Genomic DNA, 23,668 nt, shown 5'->3' on the forward strand with positions numbered 1-23,668 from the left:
AAACTGATACCCATTTTTTCCTGACAAGTTGATTTTACATTTTCATCAATGTATTGATTCCGATACGATTCGTTAACCAAGGACTCTCGCTAACCTTTCCGGTAGACAAGCTCCATAAGCCCAACCCCAAATCAAAGGCGACTTTTCCGTAAGTCTCAGCTATATAGGGAGCGAGAATCACCGCATTAATCCCTGCCGCAAGCAAACAAAGATCGAATTCATAATGAGCAATTTCCTGCTTCACGCGAGGAATCTCATCATATCCATAGATGCTAATGGTTCCAACAACTTCAAATCCCAGTCTGTTTTTTAAATTCAGATCCAGGGCATTCTTTACTTCATCGGCAATCGAACTGATTAATAAGATTTTCCGCCCGCGCAGCATTTCTTCAAATTTTTCTTTTTGAGAATACATGATGACTCTTCTCAAGTAAGCCTCGTAAGTATATTTCAGCTTTATGTCATAAACCTCAAATACTTTTTCTGCCAAAACACCATCAGGTAACACGGTAATGTACCCCACAATATCAGCTTTTCGTACAGCCTCTACTGCTTCATCCCGAGCCTTTACATTTGGGAACCGAATACCTCGGTGTTCGAAACCTGTAGTTGTGATTCCCTTATTGGCGACTTTCGCTTCCCCGTGATTCATAAAATACTTTTTAGGGAAGATCTTGTATTGGGCCATGACAAATGATTCTGTATGACCCACACTCACAACAGACAATGGCTTTTTTTCTTCAAGTGCCGTTATGATTTTGTTCATCAATTCTCCGCTTGATAACCGGATAGCACTAGGTTTTATCGCGATCCATTTAGACCGTGACATTTTACCTGTTTGAGGTCTCTTTGTAGAAAGATGTAAACTTGGCCTTCTTTTTTTGAGGGTTTTCTTTCTTCTCATGGATGTTTTCTTTTTCTTCGGCGTCTTTATTTTCAATAGGAAAACCCCTTTCTTCAATATTAATGCTTAAAGTCGATCAGAGGATTTTGGGATAGATTCTCACTTTCTTCGACAAGTAAGGGAGTGGTGTCTTCATTTTGTTTTGCAGTCGTAACCTGTTTACCGAAGCAGTTAACTTCCTGGTCGGTCTTTTCAGAGGTTTCGTCACAATCTTCTTGGGTTTCGTCTTTGGGGGAGAAGTGCCATTTTTTTGGGGCTTCTTCTTCGAAGTGGAAGGAACACGCTTTTTAGGGTTCGTATTCTGTCGTGAGGGGAATTTCTTCTTCTGTTTCGTGCCGGAACGTGTAGGTTCCCAGATCTGTTTTAGCTCAGCCAGTTTTTCCTTTGTATATAAAGCAGGGTGATTGTTTCGGATTTGATTGATGAGTTGTTTCTTTCTCTCCTTTGATCTCATACTCATGGTGTGTCCATGTCTTCGATAATGAAATAAGACCTCAGGAATGATATGTCCTAGGAATCCCTTTTCGCCCAAGGAAATCCAAAAATCCCAATCGGCATAGCCCGTCATTTCTTCATTGTAGCCGCCAACCTGTTCCCAGGCGTCTTTTCTGAAAAGGGAAGTTACGACCATGATATTGTTGAAGAGCAGCTTGTAAAAATTATAGGCAGGGAATTTCCATCGAGCTTTCGTGTCACCAAAACACTGGAGCCAGCTGCTGACAAATCCTACTTCCGGTCTTGCTTCCAGTATGGCTACTTCCTTTTGCAGCAAGGTGGGATGGATGGTATCGTCGGCATCCAATGGCAAAATATATTTGCCTCTGGAAAGTTTGATCCCTGCATTTCTAGCGGCGGATAAACCTTTGTTGTCTTGATGAATAATCCGTGTTTTTGGCTTGTTTAACTGCTCCAGTACTTGTATGGTTTCTGGATCGGTAGAGCCATCGTTCACGACGATGATTTCAAAATCTGTGAAAGTAGATTGTATACATGAGTCAATGGCTTCTTCCAGGTATTTCCCATAGTTGTAACAAGGGATGATGATCGAAACCGCTGGTGATTCTTCGATCCTCACTTGTCAGCCTCCTTCAGATAATAAATTATCTCTCTGTACATAAAAGTTATCCTTGTATCTTATTCACAGAAATGAAGGGGCGGGTGTGCGTTTGATTGGGTTGGAGGAGTACAATTTCGGTTTGGGATCGGTAGAACCAGGAGTGTGAAAGTTAAAAAATGAGAAAATCCCTATAACCTTAGGGATTTTTTAGGTTGGACGCGTCCATATTAGCTGATTTTCACAAGTCTCCGTATACACAGGCAAGTTTATGATTCGGCGTTTCATTACTCGTTCATACACGGCCAAGGTTTGATTTAGCATGTTTTCAACTGACCAATTCTCCAAAGCCCGTTTTTGCCCATTCTCAGCCATTGATGCCCGAAGAGCTTCGTCCTCCAAGGCACGCTTCAAGTTTCGATACATCGCTTCACTGTTACGTATCGGCGAAAGCAACCCTGAAGCGCCGTGCTGCACGATTTCGGGAATGCCGCCAGCATTGGTGGAAACGATCGGTTTTCCGGCAATTTGCGCCTCAATAATTGCAAAAGGTCGACACTCTTGAACACTGGAAAATGCAAAGATGTCAGCACGATTCAACAACTGTGGAACGTCACGCCGCTTTCCCAAAAAACGAACATGATGTTGTAAATGAAGACGTTTGCTCTTTCTTACTAACGTTCTGCGCAATGTTCCATCTCCAGCCATCCAACATTCCCAATCTCTCCGGACTCTCTTCAATTTTGCCAGAGCGTCCAACAGATAACGATGTCCTTTTACGGGGGCCAAGCGTGCTACGCAAAGGATAATTTTTTTATCTCCGGCCGATTTTGTTACCGGTTTGCCTGTGCGAGCCAAGAAGTTGGTGATATCCAATCCATAGGGGATTACCGTGATATGATTTGCCGGCACGTGGTACATATTCACTAGTCTGTTCTTCATCCACTGGGAAGGGGCGATTGTCAGGTTGCTTGAAACCGCACCGCGTGATTCCAACATGGAAAAATACTTTCCTTTAACTGGGAGGAAGTCACCGTGAACGGTCAATACCAATGGAATATGCTTGGGTTTTACCCTCCAAATTGCTTGTGCGCTGATTACATCCTGAGCATGGATGAGGTCGTATTTGTCCAATCCAAAGTATGCAGCGGCCATTTCGTAAGAATACCTCTCTACTTCCCAAAATCTGATTGCAGGAGGAATCTTCCATCTCCTTTTTGTGTACATGGCCCTTAACTTCGCTCTTATCAGCTTTCTTATTGTTTCTTTCGACACATAACGTCCGTTATTTAGCATGTAATATTGCTTTCTTGGAGGATTTTGAAATAGGATGTCCACTTCGTGCCCTAAGCGCTGCAATTCTCTTTGAAGCGTGAAAACATATGTGGAGATACCGCCTACCCCGATGTTTGGAATCGATATATATCCCGCTAGTAAGATGCGCATATAGCCCTTCCTTTCTGATCGGTATAGAACGAATGCCTTTCCACATATGTATGCGTCTTTTTTCAGATGGTATGGACAGTTCTGATTTCACTTAAAAAAACAGGCAAATATCATACGGCAACTTTCCGGCCGATTCCCACATCAAAAAAATGGAACCGTATCTGCCAGATTAATCATGGCTCGCATCGTTTTGTACAGATCGTATTGATCTTTCGCCCAGTAGGTTACCGTTGAACTGCCCGTTTGGTACAGGGTGCCTGGCACGATGGCAGCCATCTCGGCTTGTCCGGCAAAAGAAAATTCGATTTTTAGCTCCAGCGGCGTTTGCGTTTGCACAGGTTGTATCTGCTTCAGGTTGTCCAATGCGAGCTTGGTTTGCTGCTTCAGCTCAGCGGTAGCTTCATCTCTGGAGAGGCAGATTGCGGCGGTTCGAGAGACTGTACGTTTGACGATTGCGGTACAAATCTCAGGAACCAGCTGCTTGGCTTCTTTCGCTACCAGATCGTCGCCAGAAACGAAGCAGACCGGAACGCCAGAGAGACCGGCATAGATCGCATTGAATCCAAATTCACCGACAAGCAGCCCGTTAATGTACATGTTACGCACAACGTTCGACATCGTGTGGCTAAGTACTCCCGGTGCACCCTGACGTGTGTGGTAACCGATAAAAAAAGCGGCGTCAAAGCTGGAGTCCAATCCCTGCATCATCGAGTAGTCCCGGGGGGAGCCAGAGAGCAGCTTTGCGTTGGGATGTAACGCCTCGATTAATATGTTGTTCATCGTGTTGTGACTGTCGGAGACAAGAATCTCCTTTGCTCCCCACTCCAGCGCTGCTTCGATGACTGCATTGGTATCCTGGGTCATCAGTCGCCTTCCTCGCTCGTAATTCAACCCGTTGTCCGGGTTGATATAGGTCGTATCGACGATTCCGGTAATCCCTTCCATATCCACTGAGAGAAAAAGTTTCATATGCATTCTTCCTTTCAAAATCAATTCTAATGGTTATTGTACTATAAAAAAACGAAAAGCAGTTGTCTTCCATGAGACGATCTGCTCTTTCAATAGGATAAGTGCTTTTGTCATCTTCGCCTCTTTCCCTTTGGCCTGGGGCGCAGTAACTGAAGGTATTTTCGGAACACTGAATCAGGAATGGAATAGTGCCTCGGCAACCGCTTTCGTATGGTATCCAAAATCTTTCGGTTCACCAATACATTCCCGGCCTTGACGCGATAAAAAAACAGCGAATTGTATCGTGAACTTGAGACCATTCGGGAAGATATAACGCGCCGCCTTTTTTTTCTTTTCGTTACCAGCCTTTTTCTGCCTCTAGGCTTCTGTATCCTCACCCTCAACTGTATTTCCTCCTTGCCATTTCTAGTCCATTCATTATATATATGAATCTTTGCTGAGCTGGTATGGACAAATAGGATTGATCCAAAAAATCAGGCGAACGACAAGACTTTTTCATCCTTCTCATGTGATAGGAGTACAAACCGCCAAAAAAAATGCTTCATAAAATTAAGCAAGAGTGGTTAAAAGAGGGTGGGGAGACGTGGCGATGGAGAAACTGAAAATTTTGTTAATAACAGGAGATATAAAAGACTTTATCTGCGCACACGTTTGCGATTTAATGACGGAACTGGCGAAAATGACAGAATTAACCCTGTGGACTCAGCCTGGAAATATCCATGACATCATAAAAAAAATCTCCAAAAAACCTGACTTCATCTTTATTAACGAATTCGGCGAGACAAAAACCCCGCCAATTACAGGACTGTCTACGTTATCGATTCCCTTTGGTGTGTACATGTACGATCTGCATTACCGGATCAAAGACAGAAAGAAAGCACTCCGCAGCAACAAGGTCAACTATATCTTCTCTGTATATCGGGATCCGTTTTATCAGTGGTATCCGGAATTTAAGGATAAAATGAGGTGGCTTCCCCTACATGTAAATTCCGAGGTATACAGGGATTACGGACTGGAAAAAGAGATCGATTGGCTGTTAATGGGTGCAGTCGATAACGTTTATCCGCTAAGGTATCGGATTTTACAAGAGATGAGTAACCAAACAAACTTTGTTTATCATAAGCACCCGGGATATCGGAATTATAAACCACACGAAAGACAAAAGTATTTTATCGGGGAAAAGTATGCCAGAGAGATAAATCGGGCAAAGATGTTTTTTACCTGTGACTCGGTATACAACTATCCGGTGGCAAAATACTATGAGGTGCCTGCCTGTAAATCACTTCTGTTGGCGCCTTCCGTCAATGAACTGTTGGATTTGGGATTTGTTCCAGGCCAGCACTTTGTGGCGATTAATGATCATGACTTCCGAGAGAAAGCAGAATATTTTTTAAAAAATGAATGGGAGCGGAACAAAATTACAGAGCAAGGATATCGGTTGGTGCATGAGAACCACACCTCGGTCATAAGAGCCAGACAACTGCTGGAGATGATAAAGGAAATACTGGAAAACCACAAAACGACAGTCGTACATTCACCAAAACTTATCCAAAAAAGAAAAGCAAGTATGAAGCGGGCTCGATTGACCAGAAATCTGAAGCTGTCGAAATACAAGAAGCCAAAAAAAAGGTGAGAGTCGAGGTGTAAACATCATGAAATCGAAGGTAACGTTACGAAGAAAAAAATCTATGGTCAAAAGAAGAACAAGGAAATTCAATAAACGGACACTTCGAAAAAAAATAGGGTTTTTTTCGAGACACAGGTATCCTCAAAGCAATGAGTTTACACGCGATAAAATAAAAACCCATAGACCGGATGCAGCACAACTAACATGCAGCGAACTATTGGATAAAATAATCGAAGCATTAGAAGAAAAGAAACCACTCTCGGTTGTTTCCGTGGGTCAGACAGAGTCTTTTATCATGTCACAATACACTCTCTACTCCCATCGGGAAATATTGAGAGATCCTGAGACGTTAAAAGCAAACGAAGGGGTGACTACAGGACTTCAGCACCGCGGAATCCGATTACCGAACAAACTGGCAAGAGTTGAAGCGGTCGAAGCTGTTAGGCAGGCTGACATCGTCGGTTATAACACAATCATCCCGTCCGGAGCGCTGGCAGAAAAAGTGTTTGAGGTTCACAATATCAAACCCAAATACGTTTTCGAAGCGTTCCTGCGAAGAGTGATGATGTATTCACAAAAAGAAAAATTTGAAAGTATGCTCGGTGGTCGGAAAATCTTGTTAATCAGTTCGATCGCAGACCAGGTAAAGGACAGCATGGATAAAAACCTAAAACCAAAACTGGGATTTGATGTTGTAGGCTCGATCAGTATAAACAGCTTCGAGGAGATTCCCATGGTGAAAGAGAAAGTTGCGGATTATGACTTTGATCTTTGTTTAATTGCCGCAGGGATCAATGCCGTGATTCTCGCCCCTTTTATTGCGCAAACATACCAGAAAGTGGCCATCGATATGGGAGGCGGCTTATCCAGCCTGGCTACAGGAGAAATGCTTGCATGCAAGTGGATGACAAAAAGAATCGGACTGGATAAACTGATGGGCATGTAAAAAGCGGACGATTTCCGCTTTTTTCTTTTCAGCGGACGGATGGCGGAACTTTTCCGCTTTTGCACATCTATATTCGTCCATACCTGTTGCATTAGCCTTTCATAAAATGGGAAACAGAACTAACGAGAGGGGACATAATCATGACGTCTGACGGTAAAGAGAAAGAATCGACGAGAATCGGCGTAATTGGTCTAGGGTACGTCGGGTTGCCCTTAGCGTTACTGTTTGTGAAAAAAGGCTATTCAGTTGTGGGAATCGAGATAGATAAAGACAAAGTAAGGCGGCTAAGTGGAGAAGCGAGCAGTTATATACCTGACATAAGTGACGAAGAAATCAAACAGGCGAACGACACCGGTCGGTTTCATGTAACCACAGACCACGCTGAAGTTGCCAGCCTGGATGCCATTGTCATATGCGTTCCTACGCCGTTGAATCCATACCATACGCCTGATTTAAGCTACCTGCAAACTGTTGCATATGCATTGATCACTTCGCTGAGAAAGGATCAATTAGTTGTGGTAGAGAGTTCCACGTATCCGGGAACAACGAGAGAACTTCTTCAGCCGTTGTTGGAAAAGAGCGGGTTATCAGTGGGGAAAGATTTTTTTCTGGCATTTTCTCCTGAACGGATTGATCCCGGGAATAAGGACTTTTCCATTGAACAAATAACAAAAGTAGTAGGTGGTGTAACAGAAGAGTGCCTCAGACGCGTGTATGACCTTTATTCTCAAGTGTTTGACAATGTCTTGAAGGTATCTTCCCCAGAGGTTGCCGAACTTTCAAAACTGCTTGAGAACACTTATCGTTTTGTCAATATCGGACTTATCAATGAACTGGCTTTGCTCTGTGACACCATGAAGATCGACCTGTGGGAAGTGATTGAAGCAGCGAAAACAAAACCGTATGGCTTTCAACCGTTTTATCCCGGACCAGGCATCGGCGGTCATTGCATACCTGTAGATCCTTTGTACTTGCAGTGGAAGGCGAAACAGTTTCAACATCGCAGCAATTTTATTCAATTGAGTCATCAACGGAACCAAATGATGCCCATTTACGTTGTGAATAAAATAAATGAACACTTGGCTGAGAATGGGAGTCTCTTCGGAAGCAAGATATTGATATACGGTGTCACCTATAAGAAAAACATCAACGACACGAGGGAATCAGCCGCTCTGAGCATCATTCATTTGCTGCAGCACAAAGGAGCGGAGGTTTGCTATCACGATCCGTTTGTGCCTGAATTCAAGGTTGACGGCCGCACGTTGAAAAGTGTCGAACTCTCAGACGAAGTGCTGCGACAAATGGACGGCGTTGTGATCTTAACGGAACATTCGCAAATTCCAGTCGAGAAAATCCTCGATCATGCGAAATTCGTGTATGACGCCCGTAATGCAACAAGCGGTTATGGAGGTAAAGCAAAAGTGGTTCGCTTAGGGGGCGGTTTCGGTTGAGAATATTGGTAACGGGAGGAGCAGGCTTTATTGGTTCGCACCTCGTAGAACAATTGCTATCCCTTGGACACAAAGTAGTCACCTTAGACGATCTATCTACTGGAAAGCTCACTTTTTTGCAAGACGTAATCAACCACCCCAATCATGTGTTTGTACGCGGTTCTGTATTGGAGCGCAGCTTGTTAAATGAAGTGATGGACGGTTGTGAGGTGGTATTTCATCTTGCCGCCGTACTGGGTGTGAAGAACACTGTGGAAAACCCTTTAAAAGTGATTGAGGGGAATATAGACGGTACGCGTAACGTATTGGAATTGGCTTATCCGAGAAAGACGAAGGTCATTTTTGCTTCTACTTCCGAGGTATACGGCAAGAACGAGTGCCTGCCCTTTCGGGAAGACTCCAATCGGATCCTGGGCTCGACGAAAAAGAATCGATGGTGTTACGCAACTGCCAAGGCGCTTGATGAACACTTTTGCTTTGCCTACGCGGAAAAGGGATTACCCGTAACCGTTGTGAGATACTTCAACGCCTATGGTCCCAGAGCAAACGTATCGCAGTATGGAGGAGTGATACCCAAATTTATCACGCAAGCGATTGCAGGGGATCCCATTTCTGTTTACGGGGACGGGGAACAAACCCGGTGCTTTACCTATATCGATGATACCATTCGCGGGACAATCGCGTGCATCGACCATCAGCACAACAACGAAGTGTACAACATCGGGATTGACAATGTTATCTCGATTAATCAACTGGCGAAAAAAATTAAAGAGTTAAGCGATTCAAACTCCCAGATCATTTACATTCCGTACAAGTCTGTGTACGGGGAAGGGTATGAAGATACACCAAACCGTCGGCCTGATCTATCAAAAGCGAAGCAGAAATTAAACTTTCAACCTACTACGAAAATTGACGAAGGTCTTCGCAAGACCATTGCCTGGTATCGGAAGAATGGGATGGAGAACAGTTCGGTACAATAAAACCGAGGCATTCGCCTCGGTTTTTTGTGTACAACATATTTTATCACTAGGTTCTTTCCACAATCTCCGACTGACCAATAAGGCGATCAAAGTCTTTGCAGTGATTTTGGTTGTTTCCTAGTATTGCAAGAATCGTATTTTTTACCTTGGGTCGTTCAGAATTGCTTACAGTAAAACCTGAAAACTTAACGTTTAATTGAAATAAATGGAGCAGCTTTATGAATTCGTCAGAATTCCATTCTCTCACATGGGCGGAATTTGGAGGTGGTCCCTTATGATTATTTCCACGAACGCGTACTCGGTCTGGGGTAGATAATAAGCAAATAGGTGCTGAATCCAGCAGCTTCCGTAAATTGCATAATAAGTAACCAGGGTTAATCAGGTGTTCGATCACATCTGCACATATAATGATGGAGTCTTTTACAATCTCGTCTGGTATCGTTAACATAGCAGGAGTATCAAGATTATGATCAATCCATGTACCAAACGAAAATTTTTCTCGACAGTATTGTACATTCGCTCCAAAATCTACACCTATTATGTGGAATCTTGGATGAAACGCGGTTAGTTTGCTCGCAGATGCACTGCCGATATCAATAATATTTTGGCATTTGATCCTTTCTGCGATAAATTTTGCCAATCTATAGACATTTGGCTGATATGCACCGTCGTCTAATAATGAATAATATTTGGGTTTCAATCGAGTCTTATACTTTGAATTCATACAATAATGGTTTGCAGTGGCGGCGTTGATAAGCTCTTGATCCAAAGCAAAAACCTCCCTGTGAGAAGTCAACACATATGAATATCATTATGTGATTGCCAACCAATTTACAATCTGCTTTTCCTGCGCATTCTGAACTTGGTACGAATTCTTCGTCGTAAAACGGGCCGGCGGCTGGGAAGGAACCGCCATGACTGAGCCCGATTAGAAAGAGAAGGTTTTTTTTTCAATAGTGAGCGTGGTTTCCAGATACGTTTCAGCTTGGCTAAGCTTAATTTCGTATACAAATGGGCGTGCCTCATTCGAATAAGCTGAATAAGACGTCTTCTCCTTTTGAGGGATTGGCTCAATTTACTGTTTTTGTGTTTACGGTAGTGAAACAATGGTTCCGGAATCATATATCCAAGCCATCCCCTGGCTCCTAGCGCAATCCAAAACTCCCAATCCTCAAACCCTCGCAACCTCTCATAATAGCCGCCAACCTGTTCCCAGGCAATTTTACGAAACATGGAGCCGGAAGGAATGATGTTTTTAAAGAGAAGCGTGTAAAAGTTGTAACGGCGGTAGCGAATTACACCTCGAGCCTTTCCGAAGTAGCGCAACCAACTGCCAACAAACCCAACCTTCGGGTGTTTATCAAGTACGGCCACGGATTTTTCCAGCAGCTTGGGGTGCACCTTGTCATCTGCATCCAACGAATAAATGTATTTTCCTTTTGCATAACGAATCCCGGTATTTCTTGCGGAAGCGGCCCCCTTGTTCGATTGGCGGATCACATATATGTTTGGTTTCATTCTCAACTGCCTGAGCACACGTCGCGTGTGCGGGTCAGTGGAACCGTCATCAACTACGATTATCTCCACGTCTTTACACGTAGATTTGAGGACAGAGTTGATGGATGTATGCAGATACTTGCCGTAGTTGTAACAGGTGATGATTACGGAGACTTTTAGAGGACGTTTATTTCCCATGTTTTGCATCTCTTGTAGGAGGGACGGATCTTCGTTTCTGGTCTGTTTCCTCTCTTGCGGAGGAGGTACTTCATCTCTATTTTTCATCTCCTTCTCTTGGAGATGTTCCACTTCCATGCATGGCGCCTCCTTTTCAGTGTTTTGAACAAGCAGACGGGAGGAGGGGTTATCCCGTTTCTTCATAATATGTGAGTGGGGAAGGTAATGCAGTAGATACTTGTACATTTTTGTCAGGTTGTGCGCTAAAGGTCTTTCCCTCCAAAAATGAATCATTTACCTAATGATAGAAGTACAAACCATACGAACAAACCATTCATAGTATTTGGAATGAAGGCAAATAGAGTGCGTGGGGGTAGGCCAATGTCAAAGTTAAAACTTTTGTATATAACGCATTTTAATGAAAACAGGGTATCCCAGGGGAATTATTACTTCCAAACTGAACTAGCAAGAATAACCGATCTAACCGTATGGCATGAACCCGGTAATATCCAGGATATTCTCGCGAAACTTACCATCAGCCCAGATTTTATTCTTATCAATGAGTACGGAGGAAAAGGGCCAAAAATTAACGGGCTTTCGACGTTATCCATTCCGTACGGGATTTATTTACAAGACTTACATGTCAACCTGAAGGGTATAAAGATCGCGATCCGTAAAGATAAAGTTAGATATATTTTTTCAACATGTAGAGACAAATTTCAAAAATGGTTGCCAGAATTCAAGAACAGAAGGAGGTGGCTTCCCCATCACGTTAATCCTAACGTATTTAAGGATTATGGGCTAACAAAAGAAAATGATTTGCTGTTAATGGGGAATGTTAACAAGCGATTGTATCCTTTGAGGTGGAAAATACACGAGGTCTTGCAAGATAAGCCAAACTTCGTTTATCACGAACATCCAGGTCAGCGAGAATTTAAACCGCATGAAATGAGAGATTTATTGATTGGTGAAAAGTATGCAAGAGAAATAAATCGATCAAAGATTTTTATAACCTGCAACTCGATCTACAAAAATCCTTCCCCAATCTATTACGAAGTATTAGCATGTAAAACACTTTTATTGGCACCATCATCAAAAGAGTTAAAGGATTTGGGGTTTATCCCTGGTGTGCACTTTGTGAAAATAAATGAACATGATTTTGAGGAGAAGGCAGAATACTATCTGAAAAATGAAGAGGAGCGACTTAAGATCGCAGAGCAAGGCTATCGAATGGTGCATGAATACCACACAACTGCCATAAGAGCACATCAATTGGTAGTGATGATTGGAGATATACTGGAAAATTACCAACCTACACCTAATAAAAAAGAAAAGGCGAAACGCTCTGTCGTGAAAAAAACAAAGAAACACTTTCCCAAAAAGAAAAAAGTACGTTCAACTAACAAAATAAAACAGAATAAGAGATTGAAAACAAATCAGTTGACAAAGATCACAACATTACAACGAAAAGTAATAAAGTTGCAAAGAAAAGTAAAAGAATTACAACAGGCAGGAAAAAAATAACATAGGAAAAACGAAGATCCCTTATAAAAGATCCAACGAACACCGGGGGACGTCCATTCTCCATTTATAAGAAATTTGGGGAGATGAATTTGTGGAACATATTCATATCGTAACGACGACCAATGACAATTATGCCAAACATCTTGCAGTAATGTTAAATTCTCTGCTGGTAAACAAGGTTTCAGGAAACCCCGTAAAAATTTATGTCTTATATGGTAACCTTTTCCAACAAAATAAACATAAATTAAACAGGGCTATAAAAAAATTTAACGTGACAATTAAATTTTTGAAAGTTAACAAGTCTCTATTTAATAATATTAAGGTACGAGGATTTTCTCGGTATTTAAGTAAGGAAACGTATTATCGAATTTCTTTGCCCGATCTCCTAAATAAGGACGTTCAGAAGGCACTTTATCTAGACACGGATGTTATTGTTACTGACGATATCACCAAATTATGGAACACGAACATAGATGATTATACGATAGCTGCAGTTAAAAAACCCAATTTTGACAGATATAAAGACCTCTCCATTCCGAAAAAAGCCAATTATTTTAACGCAGGCGTCATGTTAATTAATGTACAAAGGTGGAGAGAAGAAGATATATCAAAAAAAGTTCTCGAATTCATCCATAATAACCCATCCAAAATTCAATTTTATAGCCAGGACCCATTAAATGCTATTCTGCATGGCAAATGGCTAAAGTTGGGGCCTGAGTGGAATTACACAACAGCGCATCTCAAATTGCTGAAGCGTCCTATTCATCCGTCGATCATTCATTATACGGGTCCCAAAAAACCATGGAATCACGGCCATCCTCTCCAAAAAGACTATTTTAAATATTCGTATGCTACTCTATGGGAACAGGACGATGACTAATCACGTTTTTTGTGCGGATATAAAGATTCGAAAAGAAAGGTGGCCGTACAACTGTGCCTCGTCGTTCGAAAGTGGCTGTTATTATCCCTGATTATTTACCGATCAGCCAAACGTTTAACTATTTGGAACTCATTCGTCTTACGAAGGTTTTACCAATTCTTTGTACGGTACGGACTTCCAATCTCGACCGTTTTCCATTTGAGCAGACATACCTATACAAGAATATCGATGACCTAAAGAAAGTTCTTCACAAACAAAAGGCGGATCTGATCCATGCCCGCTTTGGTACTACAGGTTTAGGTATTTTAGGTGTAAAAAAAGAACTGGACCTCCCAATGTTGACTTCATTTCATGGCTATGATCTTCCTTCCAATCGTCGTTTAATAGGGTACAAGAATAATCATATTCAACGATTATTTGAGGAAGGTGATGCATTTACGGCTACTTCCCAAAATATGAAAGAGATTTTAATAAAATACGGATGTCCTGAAAATAAGATTTTTGTTCACCATAGTGGAATCGATATTCAACGATTTACGTTTAAAAAACGAATCATGCCTTGGAACAAATTTATTACGTTACTTTCAGTTGGACGTTTGGTTGAGAAAAAAGGAATGAGGTACCTCATAGACGCTTTCCGCAAGGCTCATGAAAGGTATCCATTTTTACGACTTCGAATAGTCGGGGATGGACATCTTCGCAATATGATCGGTAAGCAGGTAAGAAAGCTGAATCTGGAAGACAAGGTTCGCTTTCTTGGGGCACTTCCTCATCAAGAGGTAGCCAAAGAAATGAATAAGGCGGATTTATTTGCTTTGGCAAGTATTACCGACAGCACAGGTAATCAGGAAGGGATTCCCAACGTTCTCAAGGAGGCGATGGCAAGCGGTCTGCCTGTAGTATCCACTTGGCACGCAGGAATTCCGGAACTTGTTGAGGACGGAAAATCGGGATTTTTGGTTCCTGAACGGGACAGTAATGCCTTAGCGCAACGTATCCTTGACCTCATCCATCTGTCGAATCAATGGGGAGAAATGGGAAAACGCGGGAGAAAGATCGTAATGGACTCTTTTAACGTAGAAACACAAATCGAGGAATTAGAAAGGATCTATTTCAATATCCTGCAGGAAAAAACAACATCTCGATTACGACAGAATTAGCCCCGGTCTAACGAACGACCGGGGCATCATTTACTTTCTAAAAAAACTCAATTCAGTTCTTGTCAAAAACCTCTACGATCCTTTTGCAGCGATCTTCCCAGGAATACTGTTGCACGTCTTGATAGGCTCTATCAGCTAATCGAACACTTAAATCCCTATCCGATAATAGCCTTTTTATCCCGTTGCAAAAATCTGCAATATCATCTGGACGAACAAGCAACGAATTTGATTCATGTTTCAATACCTTGCTGATAGTAGGAAGATCAGTTGCCACTATTGGCCTTTTTGAAGCCATATATTCGAATAATTTTAAAGGCGATGTTGTATGAATATCGATGATTTTATAATCCATATTTTTTACTTTATAAGCTAGCAACAAACAATCAGCTGCCTTTAAATATTTCGGTACGAAGGTGTTGGGGACAAAACCGATAAATTTAACATTTTTGACGCGGTTTTTTATGGAATACTCTTCCCAGAGCTGTTTATCCTTTTCTAGACCACCGACGAAAAGAAAGACTACATCCTTCATATGCTCAAGCTTTTTAGCGGCATGCAATATCACTTCAATGCCTTTTTCCGGATATAGATGCCCACAATAAACAGCATAAAACTTATCCTTATCCAACCCTAATAATTGTCTCCAGATCCATTTATCATCAGGTATGTCAAAGCGCATCAAATCAACACTGTCTTCTAAAACCAGTACTTTATGTTTTGGAAATCCCCTTTTTGCATGTGCTTGTTTGATTTTTTCATGAATGGTTATTAACCCTCTAAATGAACCTAGATGGGCTAACTTATATATATCTTTCCATTTGGGGCTAGCTGGTTGCGCGGAATGCGTCTCTACAAATGTCGGGATTCCTTCATTTGCTGTAAGACGGGGAATGACCAGATTGGATCGACAGTAAACAAAATCAAACCTCATATCCTTAGCGTACTGTAAGGCCTTCTTGCAAAATGTCAAGTCGTGTATCGTTCTGCCGCTCTTGAATGCTTCTTTGGACGGGGATAGATATTTTATCCTGATACTTCGGTCAACTCCATAATGAGAATAGACATCATGGATTTTCTTTTTTAATTTTTGGGTGTTGCTATTTTCTGCTGTAATAACTACTACTTTGCAGCCTATGTTTTTGAAACCCTGAGCCATTTTCATAACATTAAAGCTATGCGCCCAATAAGAAGGAATATTGTGACCGAGAAAAACGCCGATGTGAAGATCTCTGATCGTTATTCACCCCCTTAAATCTTGCTCCTTATTTTATGAATCGTTTGTTTTTATGATTGTACGTATATCACTAGATAAATGCTCTATTTCACCACCACGTAGAAAGAATGAGCTGATCATGATGGACGGAAAGGACGTGCCCTCATCAATCACTGGAAGCACCTTCATCCATATACTATGAAGAGAGATTTGTTCCATCCGCGGTGAATCAGTACACTTTCCGAGTAAGAGTTTGTCTGCAGTTGGCTTTGACTGCTGTAATCACATCGTCACGGAAGAAGGAGGCTTTCAAAAATGGCTAAAGTCATTTATATATGCAAGAGGAGCAATTCTGATAAACAAGATGAAACAGAGGTTCTTAAAAAGATTTGTTGTAGAATTACCCCTGATCATTTGCAGCCAAATCCTCCGGTTATTATGAAAAGAAATGGTGTTCATATAGGCATATTTAATCCTAATGAATCTATATTGCTTGAAAAAAGCAGCGTATGTTTGGGTCATGTCATTGGAACAGAAGATCGTTGGTTTGAACCAACAGGTAAACTTCCAGATGGGGCTTACGCACTTTTTCGTAGTAATTCCAAATATGTTGAACTCGTAAGTGATGTTGTGGGATCTCGAACGATTTGGTACCTTCACACGGATGATCTTTTTATTGCCTCAACATCGCAGAGGATGATCATTACTTATTTAGGAAAGTACAAACCGAATAAGAAAGTTTACCCTTGGATGTTAGCGACAGGGACACTTGGCCCCAATTTATCATGGGATGAGAGACTTGTATGTTTACCAGCTGATGCTAGGATCACGCTGGATCGGGAAACCTGGAAAACAAGGATAGAAACAAATTCACCACATTTTAAAGTTCATCAATCTTCATATTCGGAACATAAAGAAAGACTTACGTCTGCGATTAAGGAGACCTTCAATCAAATCCATTTTGATTACTCCAAGTGGGTAGTTCCACTTTCAGGAGGAGTTGACAGTCGAGCTGTTCTATTGTTTTTAGCCAATCGAAATAAAATGAACACCATTACCTGGGGAATGGAGGCATCACGAAGAAAAAAAGAAACCGATCCGTTTCTAGCTAAACTGGTTTCTGACTTTTACGGTTGTACAAATGAATTTTACAATATTGACTTTTCAAACGATGAGTCGCTGGATATTATTTTTGACCGGTTTCTCAAAAATGGCGAAGGGAGAATGGATGGAATTACATGTTATGTGGATGGTTTTTCCATGTGGAAAGTCCTGCATGACAAAGGTACATCAGGAATCATTAGAGGAGACGAGGTATTTGGATTGTCTCGTTGTGAAAATGAAAAAGAAGTTAAGGCGAAAATTGGAATTGACTTAATTTCGGATGACAAGAACCTTTCTCATTTTCTGTATTACTTGGGAATGGAACCAAATTCCATGCCAAATCATTTAAAGCGAAAAGAAAATGAAACTTTAGAGGTATGGCGTGACAGGCTTTACCATCAATTTAGAATTCCGGTGGTGCTTGCTGCATTAAACGATTTGAAATTATCGTATGTAGAAATAGCAAATCCCTTTCTTTCAAGAAGAATTATCTTAGAAGCACGGACCCTGCCAGATGAGCTGAGAAGCGACAAAAGGTTATTTAGGGACATCGTACATTCGCTCGGCCCCGATATAGGTTATGCCAAAACCGGATCTATAAAAAATATTTTGAAAAGGGATCAGGTAGTTGCTTTCATTAAGAAGGAAATTCAAAATTCAGAAGTTCTGCCAGATCAGTTAACTCATTTGATAATGGAAAACATGTTGAATACTCATGCATTATTAAAACAATCTCCATATCGCATAGACTATTACGCTTGGGGATTTCGTGCTTATATGATTAAAAAGATGAACAAAATATTGAAAGAAGATGCTGCTTACCTGAAACGCTCTTCTAGAGCTTAATCTATCTTTTATTGTACAAGGGCCTACTACGAATAGCCCCGGAACTAGCGAAGGGCCGCTAAGACCGAGGCTATTTTTACTTAAGATCCCAATTATTTTTGCGCCCTGATTGAATTGGGCAGCCATATTCGCCTTAATAGAGCCAGCCTTTTCTTCGAGTACAGGGCTGGGTGATTTTTTCTGATCTGCCTGATAAGAAAGGCGTTCATTTGCCTTGACGCGCAGTATTTGCTCCAGCCATGTTTCCGATGCTGAAACAACGGTTCAGGAATGATATAGCCCAACCATCCTTTCTCCCCCAATGAAATCCAGAAATCCCAGTCTTCATAGCCTTTCAATTTTTCATTGTAACCTCCGACCTGTTTCCATGCTTTCTTCCTGAACATTGAGCCGGAGACGATCATGTTTCGAAAAATCAGCCTGTAAAAATTATAGCGGCCGTATTTAATCACAAGATTCTTATGACCGAAACACCGCATCCAACTGCTGACAAAGCCTACCTTTGGCCGTGCATTGAGGATGGCTACCTCTTTTGCCAGCAAGGAGGGGTGTATGGTGTCATCTGCATCCAGGGGATAAATGTAAATGCCTCTTGCGACTCTTACACCGGCATTTCTGGCAGCGGACGCTCCTCGGTTTGGCTGATGAATGACTCGTGTTTTCGGTTTGTTTAATTTTTTCAAAACCTGAAAGGTGTCGGGATCGGTTGAACCGTCGTTTACGACGATAATTTCTATATCTTTGAAAGAAGACGCCAAACAGGAGTCGATTGCCTCTTCCAAATACTTGCCATAGTTATAACAGGGAATGACGATTGAAACCAATGGAGGTGTATGGTCGTTCAACTGCGTGCTCCTCCTTTTACGACGTTCTGCCAATATTGATACATAGTATGAAGAGAAGGAAGTGTACGAAGCAGATACCAGGCTATTTTTGATCCAGATGAACGAAAATGAAGAGAGCACAAGCCATCGATTTGACGTTGTGCCCTCATGATTACGATTGGTATTGCCATGTTCTTAGCAGACCGTCCTGCAGGGAAAATCGCGGTGCCCATCCCAACAGCTTTCGGAGCCGTTCATTGCACAGGTAACTGTGCCGAATGTCACCGGGACGTTCTTCTTTATAGGATCGGGAAAGCGGTTTTTGCATAATCTTTTCCAGTTGGTCAAGCAGACGGTTGATTGAAGTGGGAGTGCCGGTGCTGAGGTTCATCAGCGCATTGTCTCCTCGCTCAAAGGCAAGCACAATCGCTTCCGCTACGTCCTCCACGTAGATGAAATCCCGGGTCTGTTCACCGTCGCCGTAAATGGGCAGTACCCGGTCCTGACGGATGTTTTCCAGGAAATAGGCAATCACACCGCCGTCGGACTTTGGCAGTTGACGGGGACCGTAGACGTTGGCAAAGCGAAATGTGGTGTAGGACAGTCCGTAAAGTTCTTGATACACGCGGAGATAATGTTCGCCCGTAGATTTGCTTACGGCGTAGGGGGAGAGGAGCCGTCCCGACCACTCCTCCTTTAGGGGAATCGTAGCAGAAATGTTTCCATAAACGGCAGCGGTGGAAGCGAAGATCACTTTCCGTGCTCCTGTATGTCGGGCGGCTTCCAGGACATTCAAGGTTCCGATGACATTGGATAGAGCATCTGACAAGGGGCTCTTCACGGATACGGGTACCGCGCTTTGCGCAGCCAAATGAACGACAATCTCCGGCCTTTCTTTGATGAAAATGTCCATGATAGGCTGGTGACTTATGTCAACGAAGTAGTAGGAAGTCCGGGAATGAACGTTTTTTCGTCTGCCGGTGCTCTGGTTGTCAAGGACGGAAACATGATGTCCCAATTCGATAGCTTTTTCCACTACATGCGAGCCGATAAAACCGGCTCCTCCGGTGATCAGCACATTCAATGATCGTCACGCCCCCTTTACAACGCCATCATTGATCAACCTGATGACGATAAGAAAATCCTCCTATCATGCTACTCTGGCCCCCGCGATGTTGTCACAAGTTCCAGAGGCTAGATGAATAGTAATGGTTTGGAAAAACTTTTCTTCGTTTGGGTGTGTGTTTTTCCTTCCATGCTTCGGGATAATTTTGATCGGGGAGTGCTTGACGGTTTTCGTTGAACAACGCTTTGCTTCTTTTCGGGAGCAGGGGAGGTTCTGTTTTTTTTCTCCTTTTTCGATTGCGGCTTCGCCGGGGCTGCATGCATAGCGGGAAGAGAAGAGGGAGCCGTCTTAACCGCGGACGAGGGCTTTCCTGAAAGCCTCCCCGCATTCGGTTTTTCGGTTGGCAACCAGATCTGCCTTAATTCGAGCTTCTTTTCCGGTGTATACAAGGAAGGGTGGTTCTGTATGATTTGCTCCACCAGATGATCGTGTATTCTGACGGACTCCGAAATCATCGAGCGGCTATGTTTCCGCCAAAGAAGGAGAGCTTCGGGAATTGTATTCCCCCGCCATCCTTTTTCTCCCAAAGAGATCCAAAAGTCCCAATCTTCATAGCCCCTTTTCATCTGTTCATTGTAACCGTCGACCTGTTCCCATGCTTCCTTGCGAAACAGGGAAGAATTGGCGACCATATTGCAGAAAAGCAGCTTATAAAAATTGTACGCCGGGAATCTCCAAACCACTTGTGAGTCACCAAAACTCTTCATCCAGGAGGTTACGAAGCCGAGATGCGGATCGGACTCGAGAATGTCAACTTCCTTTTCCAGCAGGGAAGGATCAATCTTGTCATCGGCATCCAGAGGGAGGATGTATTTGCCGAGTGACTGTCGTATGCCGACATTGCGAGCCGCCGGCAAGCCTTTGTTTTCCTGGTGGATGACGAGGGTTTTCGGCTTATCCAGTTGTGCCAAAAATTCGATTGTATCGGGATCTGTAGATCCGTCGTTCACCACGATTATCTCTAGATCAGTAAGAGTGGATTGGAGACAGGAGTCAATTGCTTCCTCAACATACTTTCCGTAGTTATAACAGGGAATCACGACCGAGACGAGGGGAGATTTGTCGCTCATGCATTTACAACCTCCATGATCAGGCATTTAGGCATCTTTTCATCCCTCCATGAGCATTACTCTATATGTATGTAGGTTTAAGCAAGGAGGAATGGGTACTCGTACTACTCCTCTAAAAAAACGATAAACGCCGGGCTGTATCGCGGAAGAATTTCCCCCAAAATAGGAAACGGCCCACCGTCTGTACCAAAACATTGACGAGGGCCGAAAACGTTGCATTTAGTTGAACGAACGGTAAAGATCAATGGTCTTGTTTGCCATTTGCTCGATGGTAAATGCGGACTCAACCGCTTGCAAGGCATGGGAAGCAAGCTTGTCGCGAAGCTCTGATCCATTTGCCAGCCGCTCCATGGCATAAGCCAGGCCTTCCACATCGGCCGCTTCCGCCAGCAGTCCGGTTTGTTCGTGCTTCACAAACTCTTTTACGCCTCCGACATTGGTGGCAATGACCGGGACTTCCGAGGCCATCGCTTCAATGATGGTATATCCCAGGCCTTCGTAATACGAGGAGTGAACGAAGGCGTCAAACGCGTGCAGACATGCCGGTATGTCATGCCGGAAACCGGCAAAACAGATTTTGTGCTCCAGCTGGTGCTCCTTCACTTTTTCCTCCAAAAGAGGCCGCTCGGGACCGTCACCAACCAGCACAAGACGAGCGCTCTGATTTGGAGTATGACGGACAAGCCGGGCAAATGCGTCAATCAGCACAGGCAGCCCTTTCACGGGTACGAATCGGGCAACCGTCCCGAAAACAAAGTCCTCCGAAGAAATGCCCCACTCGGCACGCAGGCGGCTGCGGTTTGCTTCCCGCTGATCCGTTTGCCGATAGGGGGTCAGGTTCATTCCGTTATAGATGACGGTCAGCTTTTCAGCGGGGACCCCTTCCTGTCGCAAGATCTCTCCAATCGCACCGCTGATGGCGATAAAGTGATCGTTCCATGGACGAGTACTCCGTTCCATGGCGGAAACGATGAGAAAGCCAAGCGGGTTGACATAGTCGTAGCGGAGATTGCTGTGAACGGTTGTGATTAATTTGGATGTCATGCCGCGCGCTGCAATGCGGGAGAAAAAGTTTGCCTTCACTCCGTGAGTGTGTACGATATCCGGTCTATAGGTACGGAACGTCTTGCGCAAGGCCTGCAGCAGGCGAAGGTCAAAACGACCGTATTGATTTAGCGCGATGACGGAGATTCCTGCTCTCCGCAGCTGATCGGCAAAGACGGCATCGTAAAAACAAACGACTGCCGCTTCCACCTGATCAGTCGGGAAGGCTGACAACAGGTTGAGGATATGCTGTTCGGCTCCGCCAAATTCCCCGCCGCCGATGACGTGGAGGACACGTAGTTTGTTCATTTTCATCCACCCGAACCTTTCCAAACAAGCCAATCTCACTATAGCAGATGCCTGGTAGATTCGCAATAACGCTAGACTTGTGGTATCTTAATCAGGTGAGAACGTGATATGCATGTGACAAGGAAGGTACTTTCATGACGAATACAAACAGTGTCCTACTGATTTGCTACGGTTTTCCGCCCATCGGAGGCGGCGGGGTGCCGAGACCGCTCAAGATGGCCAAATATCTGGGGGAGTTTGGCTGGAAGGTGCACGTGTTGACGGTTGATCCCTCCTATCATGCTACGCTGGATCCGTCCTTGCTGTCGCAGATACCAGCGGATGTGGAGATTCATCGGGCCAAAGAATTTCTGCTGCTGCCGCGAAGAGGGGGTCAGACCGCCTCGGCGTCGGGCAGCGACGGGGCACAGAAGCGTCCGTCTCTTCTTTCCGGCCTCAAACAATATGTGTTTGGATTCCTGAAGAAGATAAAGCCGTATGTTCTGATTCCAGACGATCAAATCCTGTGGCTGCCCCATGCCGTAAAGCTGGGCAGGCAGATCATGCGACGGGAGAAGATTGACGTGATCTTTTCCACGTCCGGCCCTGTTACGAATCACCTGGTCGCACAACGTCTCGCCCGGGAATTTCACTGCAAATGGGTAGCCGATTTCCGCGATCCGTGGACACAAAATATGCACAAGTCCGGCATTGCCTGGCGGGAACGTCTGGAAGAGCGGATGGAAGAGCGGGTGATGGCTGACGCTGACGTCATTACTACGGTGACGGCCACGTTTGCCGAGAATTTTCGCAAAAAGCACGGCAGTCGAATCCGTCGGCTGGAGTTGATCTACAACGGGTTTGATCAGGCTGACTTTGAAAGCCTGACGCCGCTTCATACGGCACCCGGCAAATTTCACGCGGTATACGCCGGCATTTTGTATCAGAAACGAAATCCGCGTCTGCTGCTGCATGCGATCAAAGAGCTGATCGACGAAGGGCTTGTCGATCGCGACGATCTGCTGTTAAGCTTCGCCGGCGTGTTTGATTATCCGGGTTATTCGGAAAACCGCGATTGTGTACGGGAGTTGGGATTGGAAGACATCGTCCGTTTGCTCGGCAACTTGCCGCACAAGGAAGCGCTGGGATTAATGAAGGGAGCCGACGTGCTGCTCCTGATCGGCGATGTGTCTTTGGATGCCGGCGCGTATATCCCCGGAAAGCTGTACGAATATATGGGGATCGGGAAGCCGATTCTCGCGCTGAACAAGGCAGGCGAGGCGACAGAGATCATTGAAACGTTCCAGCTTGGTGAGGTTGCCGATCCGGAAGAGAAGGACGCGATCAAGCAGGCTTATCTGAAACTGTATCAGGCCTGGAAAGAGCAGGCCGATGGAAATGACGAAGGACGGCCGGATGATTTTGCCGAGCGTGTCAAGCGGTATGAGCGGAAAGAACAGGCACGCCAGCTGGCTCAGCTAATGGAACAGCTGATAGCTGTGAAAGAACGTCAGGGTGGCACATTCTAACACAAGAAG

General features: G+C 43.8%; 20 protein-coding genes. 9 read left to right on the forward strand and 11 right to left on the reverse strand.

Annotated elements, in window-relative coordinates; genetic code table 11:
- Positions 1-34 precede the first annotated feature (34 nt).
- The 4 genes from ACE99V_RS06160 to ACE99V_RS06175 form a co-directional block, all read right to left on the reverse strand.
- Positions 35-940 carry a GT-D fold domain-containing glycosyltransferase gene (locus ACE99V_RS06160; RefSeq protein ID WP_400490187.1) on the reverse strand — a complete coding sequence of 302 codons (906 nt, stop codon included), beginning with the start codon at positions 938-940 and terminating at the stop codon, positions 35-37.
- Positions 941-980: 40 nt separating this feature from the next.
- On the reverse strand, positions 981-1,979 hold the full coding sequence (locus ACE99V_RS06165) for a glycosyltransferase family 2 protein (RefSeq protein WP_400490188.1): 999 nt from the start codon (positions 1,977-1,979) through the stop codon (positions 981-983).
- A 189-nt stretch (positions 1,980-2,168) separates the two neighbouring features.
- Positions 2,169-3,404 (reverse strand): glycosyltransferase family 4 protein, encoded by a 1,236-nt coding sequence (locus tag ACE99V_RS06170; RefSeq protein WP_400490189.1) that lies wholly within the window; start codon positions 3,402-3,404, stop codon positions 2,169-2,171.
- A 141-nt stretch (positions 3,405-3,545) separates the two neighbouring features.
- Positions 3,546-4,373: a M55 family metallopeptidase gene (locus ACE99V_RS06175; protein WP_400490190.1), complete on the reverse strand. Its 828-nt coding sequence runs from the start codon at positions 4,371-4,373 to the stop codon at positions 3,546-3,548.
- 589 nt (positions 4,374-4,962) lie between these two features.
- Here ACE99V_RS06175 and ACE99V_RS06180 point away from each other — a divergent pair.
- The 4 genes from ACE99V_RS06180 to ACE99V_RS06195 all read left to right on the forward strand — a co-directional run bounded on the left by ACE99V_RS06180 (position 4,963) and on the right by ACE99V_RS06195 (position 9,377).
- The gene (locus ACE99V_RS06180) at positions 4,963-6,006 is read left to right on the forward strand and encodes a glycosyltransferase family protein (RefSeq protein ID WP_400490191.1); all 1,044 of its coding nucleotides are present in this window, start codon (positions 4,963-4,965) and stop codon (positions 6,004-6,006) included.
- Positions 6,007-6,025: 19 nt separating this feature from the next.
- Entirely contained in the window at positions 6,026-6,946 is a 921-nt protein-coding gene (locus tag ACE99V_RS06185; protein ID WP_400490192.1) for a GT-D fold domain-containing glycosyltransferase, read from the forward strand.
- 140 nt (positions 6,947-7,086) lie between these two features.
- The gene (locus ACE99V_RS06190) at positions 7,087-8,397 is read left to right on the forward strand and encodes a nucleotide sugar dehydrogenase (protein ID WP_400490193.1); all 1,311 of its coding nucleotides are present in this window, start codon (positions 7,087-7,089) and stop codon (positions 8,395-8,397) included.
- On the forward strand, positions 8,394-9,377 hold the full coding sequence (locus tag ACE99V_RS06195; RefSeq protein WP_400490194.1) for an NAD-dependent epimerase/dehydratase family protein: 984 nt from the start codon (positions 8,394-8,396) through the stop codon (positions 9,375-9,377). Before ACE99V_RS06190 ends, ACE99V_RS06195 begins: the two co-directional genes overlap by 4 nt.
- 46 nt (positions 9,378-9,423) lie before the next feature.
- On the opposite strand, the gene ACE99V_RS06200 is transcribed toward ACE99V_RS06195, so the two are convergent.
- Both ACE99V_RS06200 and ACE99V_RS06205 read right to left on the reverse strand, forming a co-directional pair.
- Positions 9,424-10,146: a methyltransferase domain-containing protein gene (locus ACE99V_RS06200; protein WP_400490195.1), complete on the reverse strand. Its 723-nt coding sequence runs from the start codon at positions 10,144-10,146 to the stop codon at positions 9,424-9,426.
- Positions 10,147-10,208: 62 nt separating this feature from the next.
- The gene (locus ACE99V_RS06205; RefSeq protein WP_400490196.1) at positions 10,209-11,189 is read right to left on the reverse strand and encodes a glycosyltransferase family 2 protein; all 981 of its coding nucleotides are present in this window, start codon (positions 11,187-11,189) and stop codon (positions 10,209-10,211) included.
- A 243-nt stretch (positions 11,190-11,432) separates the two neighbouring features.
- Between ACE99V_RS06205 and ACE99V_RS06210 the strand changes: the two genes are divergently transcribed.
- From ACE99V_RS06210 to ACE99V_RS06220, 3 genes are all read left to right on the forward strand, one after another.
- The gene (locus ACE99V_RS06210; protein ID WP_400490197.1) at positions 11,433-12,575 is read left to right on the forward strand and encodes a glycosyltransferase family protein; all 1,143 of its coding nucleotides are present in this window, start codon (positions 11,433-11,435) and stop codon (positions 12,573-12,575) included.
- 91 nt (positions 12,576-12,666) lie between these two features.
- Positions 12,667-13,455: a glycosyltransferase family 8 protein gene (locus ACE99V_RS06215; protein WP_400490198.1), complete on the forward strand. Its 789-nt coding sequence runs from the start codon at positions 12,667-12,669 to the stop codon at positions 13,453-13,455.
- Positions 13,456-13,508: 53 nt separating this feature from the next.
- Positions 13,509-14,615 carry a glycosyltransferase gene (locus tag ACE99V_RS06220; RefSeq protein ID WP_400490199.1) on the forward strand — a complete coding sequence of 369 codons (1,107 nt, stop codon included), beginning with the start codon at positions 13,509-13,511 and terminating at the stop codon, positions 14,613-14,615.
- A gap of 52 nt (positions 14,616-14,667) precedes the next feature.
- Here ACE99V_RS06220 and ACE99V_RS06225 read toward each other — a convergent pair whose 3' ends face one another.
- Positions 14,668-15,777 carry a glycosyltransferase family 4 protein gene (locus tag ACE99V_RS06225; RefSeq protein ID WP_400490200.1) on the reverse strand — a complete coding sequence of 370 codons (1,110 nt, stop codon included), beginning with the start codon at positions 15,775-15,777 and terminating at the stop codon, positions 14,668-14,670.
- Between the two features lie 366 nt (positions 15,778-16,143).
- Between ACE99V_RS06225 and ACE99V_RS06230 the strand changes: the two genes are divergently transcribed.
- Positions 16,144-17,778 carry a hypothetical protein gene (locus ACE99V_RS06230; RefSeq protein WP_400490201.1) on the forward strand — a complete coding sequence of 545 codons (1,635 nt, stop codon included), beginning with the start codon at positions 16,144-16,146 and terminating at the stop codon, positions 17,776-17,778.
- A 92-nt stretch (positions 17,779-17,870) separates the two neighbouring features.
- Here the strand turns inward: ACE99V_RS06230 and ACE99V_RS06235 are convergent, their stop codons facing one another.
- The 4 genes from ACE99V_RS06235 to ACE99V_RS06250 form a co-directional block, all read right to left on the reverse strand.
- Positions 17,871-18,743, reverse strand: coding sequence for a glycosyltransferase family 2 protein (locus ACE99V_RS06235; RefSeq protein ID WP_491624838.1), 873 nt, complete (start codon positions 18,741-18,743; stop codon positions 17,871-17,873).
- Positions 18,744-18,774: 31 nt separating this feature from the next.
- The gene (locus ACE99V_RS06240; protein WP_400490225.1) at positions 18,775-19,680 is read right to left on the reverse strand and encodes an NAD-dependent epimerase/dehydratase family protein; all 906 of its coding nucleotides are present in this window, start codon (positions 19,678-19,680) and stop codon (positions 18,775-18,777) included.
- A gap of 116 nt (positions 19,681-19,796) precedes the next feature.
- The gene (locus ACE99V_RS06245) at positions 19,797-20,798 is read right to left on the reverse strand and encodes a glycosyltransferase family 2 protein (protein WP_400490203.1); all 1,002 of its coding nucleotides are present in this window, start codon (positions 20,796-20,798) and stop codon (positions 19,797-19,799) included.
- Positions 20,799-21,017: 219 nt separating this feature from the next.
- Positions 21,018-22,151, reverse strand: a complete 1,134-nt coding sequence (locus ACE99V_RS06250) for a glycosyltransferase (protein WP_400490204.1) — start codon at positions 22,149-22,151, stop codon at positions 21,018-21,020.
- 134 nt (positions 22,152-22,285) lie between these two features.
- On the opposite strand from ACE99V_RS06250, the gene ACE99V_RS06255 reads away from it, so the two are divergent.
- Complete coding sequence (locus tag ACE99V_RS06255) at positions 22,286-23,659, forward strand: glycosyltransferase family 4 protein (RefSeq protein ID WP_400490205.1); 1,374 nt, start codon at positions 22,286-22,288, stop codon at positions 23,657-23,659.
- Positions 23,660-23,668 lie beyond the last annotated feature (9 nt).

Origin of the sequence: Brevibacillus soli (assembly GCF_044759095.2) — a bacterium.
In the GTDB taxonomy this organism is placed as follows: Bacteria; Bacillota; Bacilli; order Brevibacillales; family Brevibacillaceae; genus JBIYSM02.